Here is a 6,314-nt window from a genome sequence, read left to right as displayed (position 1 = left end):
TCCTTCGCAAAGTAAAGGGAAAGTTCAAATCTAATTTGAGCGGACTTATTAGAGGCACTTTGAGCAGCGCCCATCAGACTTAGGCTTTGGTCTAAGGCTGTGCAAGAATCCCCGTGTCTTTAGACATCGGGAGTGTCAAAACCGATGATTCCCTCGTCAGTCTACTGACCAACAGGGAGTTACTCCGATGTATTGGCCTCTTCTTCTTTTTCCTCTTCCTCTTCCTCTTCTGCCGGTGGGGTTGATTGCTGATAGACGGCAATTCCCACGGAGAAGAGAGTTTCTTGGAATGCGGACATTCGCTGTTTAAGCTCTTCAACCTCAATGGGTTTATTTTCGAGGGAGGCTTTGAGCTGTTTCCCTCGGTCCTTGAGTTCTGCCTTGAGCTCATCGCTCAACAGAGCCACGTTATCTTTCAGAGTCGCTTTATAATTATAGAACAGGCTTTCAGCCTGGTTTTTAATTTCTGCAACTTGTTTGCGATAGCGGTCTTCGTCGGCATATTTTTCCGCATCCTCCCGCATTTTCTCGATTTCTTCGTCGCTCAAACCGCCGGTGCTCGTGATTTGAATGCTTTGGACACGTTCGGTGCCTTTGTCTGTAGCGGCGACATTGAGAATGCCATTGGCATCAATTTCAAAGGAGACTTCGATTTGTGGAACCCCTCGGGGTGCGGGGGGCAGTTTATCGAGGATGAAGTTGCCGAGGCTTTTGTTATCTTTGACCATTGCCCGTTCTCCTTGCAGGACATGGATTTCCACTTCCCGTTGTCCATCGGTGGCGGTGGAGAAGGTTTGGGCGCGGCTGGTGGGAATGGTCGTGTTGCGATCGATAATTTTGGTAAAAACGCCGCCAAGGGTTTCAATGCCGAGGGAGAGGGGAGTGACGTCCAAAAGTAGGACATCTTGGACTTCACCCCCGAGGACCCCGGCTTGGATTCCGGCCCCGATCGCCACAGCTTCATCAGGATTGACGGTGCGATCGGGTTCTTTGCCGCCAAAATAATCACTAATGGCTTTTTGAACGGCTGGAATTCGCGTGGAACCGCCCACTAAGATAATCCGGTCGATTTCCTCGATACTTAGGGTACTATCTTTAATCGCCTGGACGACGGGTTCTAAGCTGAGTTTGACCAAATTGCTGACGAGTTCTTCAAATTGCCCTCGCGTCAGGTCCATTTCCAAGTGTTTGGGTCCTGTTTCGTCGGCGCTGATAAAGGGGAGGTTAATGGCGGCATTCTCCCGAGAGGAGAGTTCAATTTTGGCTTTTTCTGCCGCTTCGCGAATGCGTTGGACGGCCATTTTATCGACGGATAGGTCGATCCCCTCATTGATGCGGAATTGTTCGACCATCCATTTGACCAGGGTGGTATCGAAGTCATCCCCGCCGAGGTGGTTGTTGCCGGAGGTGGATTTGACTTCAAAGATGCCGTCTCCGAGTTGGAGAATGGAGACATCTAAGGTCCCGCCGCCGAGGTCAAAGACGAGAATGGTTTGGTCTTGTCCTTGTTTGTCTAAGCCGTAGGAGAGGGCGGCGGCGGTGGGTTCGTTGATAATTCGCAGCACTTCTAACCCGGCGATCGTCCCTGCATCTTTGGTGGCTTGGCGTTGAGCGTCGGTAAAGTAAGCCGGAACGGTAATCACGGCTTGGGTGACGGATTCTGAGAGATAGGCTTCGGCATCCTCTTTGAGCTTTTGCAGGATCATGGCCGAAATTTCCTGGGGGGTGTAGGTGGTCCCTCGGATTTTCACATCTACGGTGTCGTCTCTGCCTTTGGTACAGGTGTAGGGAACTCGGGATCGTTCTTCTTCTGTATCTTCCCAGCGACGACCGATAAAGCGTTTGATGCTGTAGACGGTATTTTCGGCGTTGGTGACGGCTTGGCGTTTGGCCAACTGTCCGACAACCCGCGAGCCGTTTTTGGCAATTCCCACAATACTGGGGGTAGTGCGTCCGCCTTCGGTGTTGCTAATCACGTTGGGTTTACCGCCCTCTAAGACAGCAACACAACTATTGGTGGTCCCGAGGTCAATTCCGATGACTTTTCCCATAGCGGTTCGGCGATTAAGGTGTGCGTGGCAATTGGGGGAATGGTGGGTTCCAGTCGCGAAAGGGGATGGCGACGGGATGGGGTGAGGATACCGGGTTGGTGCCCGAGATTCGGACCGGGGATCAGGCGACTGGGATGCCGCCGATCATTAGAGTTTGTTTATTCTTGGGGACTGTCTGGGGTTTCTGAGGCTGGAGCTTCTTCGTCGTCCTCGGATGCTGCTGCGACTTTCACCAGTGCGTGTCGCAAGACGCGATCGCCGAGCATATAACCCCGCCGGAATTCATCGGTGACGATGCCTTCACCATACTCCCGAGTCGGTTCCCGCATCACGGCTTCATGGAAGTTCGGGTCGAACTCTTCTCCCTTGGGATACATGGCAGAGACGCCGATACGTTTGAGGCTTTCTACCATCTGCTTATAAACGCTCAGGTAGCTTTTATGGAGGTTCATTTCCCCATCGTTTTGGGGTTTGATTTGTTCTTTGGCTCGCTCGAAGTTATCCACGACGGTTAACAATTCCCGGATGGTGGCACATTTGGCTTGCGCTTCGAGTTCGAGCTTTTCTTTTTGGGTGCGCTTGCGGAAGTTGTCAAAATCTGCGGCTAATCTGGCATATTGGCTTTTTAATTCTTCTAACTGAATGGTAAAAGCCTGATTAGCCTGGACTAAGGCTTCCATCGCCATGTACTCTTCCGGACTCGCTTGCTGGGTTTCGGGCGCGGCGGCGGCGGGTTCCGCTGTTTCGGTTGGGCCACTCTCTTCTAAGGCTTCCCGAGGGGCGTCCTGCACTTTCCCTTGATGACCCCATTCATTGGAGGCTGCTGCCTCGGATGCGTCATCAGCGGAATTGGATGCTCCGCCTGCGTTCTCCGCTGCCCATTCTGTTTGTGTTTTTTCTTGCTGTTTTTGTTCTTCTGTCACTTGAGCCTCCTTGGACATTTGGAAACCCCGCGTCTTAAGACCGGGGAGGAAAAATGACTGAGGGGACGGGTATCCCTCGCGCTTTTCAACTACAGATCGGCGCCCAGCCTGGGTTATCCCATGCCAACTCTCCTAATTTTAGAAACTGGCCTTACCATCCCTAGGTCAGTGGGTGAAGCGACTGCGATCGCTCCGGACAGAATCCTTGATTAGTCTGGACCTGATGTTCTTCAGCTTACTGGAGTTCACTTTACCATTTTATTACCCTCCCTGACAGAGGGTACGGGGTCCTCTGACTCCCCACCCATGACTGCCCAAAATTAGCTAAATGGTCAGATAATTGTCTGTTAATCATGAGTAATTCATTATAAGTAATCGTCGGGGATCAGAAATTAGCACAGGGTTTCCTCTAATTTTTTAAAGATTTTGTAAATTTTGACGCTGAATTAGGCGGGAATCGGTTATAAACTGTCCATGACTCAAGCAATAGTTTGAAGAGTCGGTAAACATTAATAAATATTGAGGAAAATCCAGGAAATATGATGAAAGAAGATGAGATAATAATATGAATTCGCTCAGGATGCCAGTGGCAGTTTGACCCTAGAGGATTTACTTAGATAAATCCTCCGATTAAAACCAGCAGGATGCTCCCTGAGAGAATCTAAAGCCTCGGTGCTAGGCTTTAGGAAACAAAGTTTCAGTTAGAATAGTCAAGGGAATAGTAGAGAAAAATTCTTGAGATGATGGTGGCAGAGGGCAGGAACGAATTGAAAGATTCCGTTTCAGCCATTTAACCGCCAGACGAAAGGTAATTAATTGTTATAAACTCTCTCTACTTACAGGCAACTCAGAACAGGATCAATTTTTCGGAGCCTTGCGGAATTGGGGTGCAACTGACATCTACAACAAAACCCTTATGCCAATTTCACCGATTCGAGAGGCTAATTGTGAAACAACTCACCCCAGATTCCTATCCAGAAGAACCCGTCGATGATGTGGTCCACTCCTTCGATCGCATTCTCTTGGCCATCGTCGTGACGGGACTATTATATTGGTTTCATATCGGTTGGCGCGATCCGGGCACTCCCCCTCAAGTTGCTGAGGCAAATCCGGCAACCGTTGAACTCTTATCGGAAGTTGCTGTTGACCAAGTATTGCAAGCGGTATCCACAGAGTTGGGTTTACCCAAATCGGCTCTGCAAATCGTGGAGAGCGAACCGGAAGTAGGGGGAGAAGCGATTTGTGAGGCGATCGCCTCAGATTGCAGTCTGACACCCCAACCCTCTGTCCAAGTCAAAATTGCTAGTCAGGAACAACTTTGGGTCTATCGGCTCAACCACTCGGGAAGTGAAGTAAAAGTTGAAAAAATCAGTTCCTCTGGGGTTCAGTGAACCCCAGAGCACGGCTCTTTGAGTAACCAATATTGCTGCATTAAGGATAGTCAATTTATGAACCTCCAAAGAGGGCCAACTAGATTGAATAAATTAGGTCTGTTCATGGGTACATCCACCAATAAATAGCTCCTGTAAGTTGAACTTACAGGAGCTATTTATTTTAAAGACAGGATTGAATTTATAAAAACCCCTTCATTTTGAGTTATAAATAAATCATCGGTCTCCCCTAGGCGATCGCCTTCCCCCTAGAGACCCTCAAACCCCAGTTGTTTTTATAGGTGCGTCGGAATATGATCCTCGCTTTAGAACTGCCAATTTCTAATGGTCTAATCGCTCAAATTTCCTTTACCCTAGTCGTAGCGGGTATTTTCCTCTGGCAAGCATTCAAAGCTTACCAAGAAGTCAAAAAGTAAGGGCAATTGATCGCCCTGTTGCGACAACCCCCACAGTCGGTTGTCGCCAACCCCAGGAAGCTCTCACCTTCCCGGTTCATCTCACAATCCAGGGGAACCGGAGCCCATCCATCTCTCCCCCTTAAAAAAACCCCAAAACTGAAAAACAAGACAAAAATTTTACAGAAATATCCAAGGAAGGATTATCCTAGTAGAGATCAAATTCCACACTCTCAAAGGATGATACATCATGGCGCGTCTGGCACTGTTGAGCACATCTGACAAAACCGGGTTAATTGACCTCGCCCGCCACTTAGTTGAGGAATTCGGCTTTGACCTCATCAGCAGTGGCGGCACCGCAACAGCCCTCAAAGCAGCCGGTTTGCCGGTGACCAAAGTTTCCGACTATACCGGGTCCCCAGAAATTTTAGGGGGTCGGGTCAAAACCCTGCATCCCCGGATTCATGGGGGTATTTTAGCAAGACGGGACCTCCCCGAGGACCGGGCAGATTTAGAAACTAACGACATTCGTCCGATTGATTTAGTGGTGGTTAATCTTTACCCCTTTGAACAAACGATCGCCAAGGAGGGGGTAACCTTTGCCGAGGCGATCGAAAATATCGACATTGGCGGTCCCACTCTCCTCCGGGCATCAGCGAAAAATCACGCCCATCTGACGGTATTATGTAATCCGGGGCAGTATGACAGTTACTTAAAAGAATTGCGGAGTAACGGGAAAGCATCTGCCGAGTTTCGGCTGTCTTGTGCGAGGACAGCATTTTGGCATACGGCGTCATACGACCGGGCGATCGCCACTTATCTGGATGCCGCAGGAAATGCCGAGGCAGAACATCCCACCCTTCCGGATACATTTAGCATCAGCGGACATCAAATTCAATCCCTGCGGTACGGGGAAAATCCCCATCAAGGTGCAGCTTGGTATCAAGTGGGAACTACGGCAACGGGATGGACGGGGGCAAATAAACTGCAAGGGAAAGAGTTAAGTTACAACAACTTAATTGATTTAGAAGCAGCCCGTCAAATTATTGCGGAATTTCCCGACAGTCGAGAAGATGCAGCAGTCGCCATTCTCAAACATACAAATCCCTGTGGGGTGGCGATGGGAAGTACCCTAGTTGAGGCATATCAAAAGGCTTTGGCAGCGGATTCAGTCTCGGCATTTGGGGGAATTGTTGCTTGCAATCGTCCGTTAGATGCGGCAACGGCAACGGAACTGACCAAAACCTTTTTGGAATGTGTGGTGGCCCCGGATTGTGAACCAGAAGCGGCAGAAATTTTGGCGAAGAAATCTAAGCTGCGAATTTTAACCTTAGCGGATTTACAAACTGGCCCGAAAAAGACGATTAAGGCGATCGCCGGAGGATTTTTGGTACAAGAGTCCGACGATGCGATCGCGGAACCGACCGAGTGGAAAGTGGTCACGGAAAAACAGCCCACGGAAGAGCAACTCGCGGAACTTCTGTTTGCTTGGAAGGTCGTCAAGCACGTTAAATCCAATGCCATTGTGGTAACGGGCGATCGCACCACTTTAGG

5 protein-coding genes are annotated in these 6,314 nt (G+C 49.5%); 3 read left to right on the top strand and 2 right to left on the bottom strand.

The window, feature by feature from the left end; genetic code table 11:
- Positions 1–179: 179 nt before the first annotated feature.
- Positions 180–2,051 carry a molecular chaperone DnaK gene (gene dnaK, locus J0895_RS04410; protein WP_207086911.1) on the bottom strand — a complete coding sequence of 624 codons (1,872 nt, stop codon included), beginning with the start codon at positions 2,049–2,051 and terminating at the stop codon, positions 180–182.
- A 158-nt stretch (positions 2,052–2,209) separates the two neighbouring features.
- Positions 2,210–2,992 carry a nucleotide exchange factor GrpE gene (gene grpE, locus J0895_RS04405; RefSeq protein WP_207086910.1) on the bottom strand — a complete coding sequence of 261 codons (783 nt, stop codon included), beginning with the start codon at positions 2,990–2,992 and terminating at the stop codon, positions 2,210–2,212.
- Positions 2,993–3,921: 929 nt separating this feature from the next.
- Here grpE and J0895_RS04400 point away from each other — a divergent pair.
- From J0895_RS04400 to purH, 3 genes are all read left to right on the top strand, one after another.
- Positions 3,922–4,365, top strand: a complete 444-nt coding sequence (locus J0895_RS04400; protein ID WP_207086909.1) for a hypothetical protein — start codon at positions 3,922–3,924, stop codon at positions 4,363–4,365.
- 293 nt (positions 4,366–4,658) lie between these two features.
- Positions 4,659–4,781: a hypothetical protein gene (locus tag J0895_RS26235; RefSeq protein ID WP_015146533.1), complete on the top strand. Its 123-nt coding sequence runs from the start codon at positions 4,659–4,661 to the stop codon at positions 4,779–4,781.
- Positions 4,782–5,010: 229 nt separating this feature from the next.
- On the top strand, positions 5,011–6,314 hold a 1,304-nt coding region (gene purH / locus J0895_RS04395), incomplete at its 3' end, for a bifunctional phosphoribosylaminoimidazolecarboxamide formyltransferase/IMP cyclohydrolase (RefSeq protein ID WP_207086908.1).

Origin of the sequence: Phormidium pseudopriestleyi FRX01 (assembly GCF_017313335.1) — a bacterium.
GTDB lineage: Bacteria > Cyanobacteriota > Cyanobacteriia > Cyanobacteriales > Laspinemataceae > Laspinema > Laspinema pseudopriestleyi.
The sequence above is the reverse complement of the archived record's forward strand: the minus strand, read 5'-3'. Positions and strand labels throughout refer to the sequence as shown.

What these genes read in the sequence shown, in the direction of transcription:
- dnaK (WP_207086911.1), bottom strand. Translation starts at nt 2,051, where the DNA reads ATGGGAAAAGTCATCGGAATTGACCTCGGGACCACCAATAGTTGTGTT.
- grpE (WP_207086910.1), bottom strand. Translation starts at nt 2,992, where the DNA reads ATGTCCAAGGAGGCTCAAGTGACAGAAGAACAAAAACAGCAAGAAAAA.
- J0895_RS26235 (WP_015146533.1), top strand. Translation starts at nt 4,659, where the DNA reads ATGATCCTCGCTTTAGAACTGCCAATTTCTAATGGTCTAATCGCTCAA.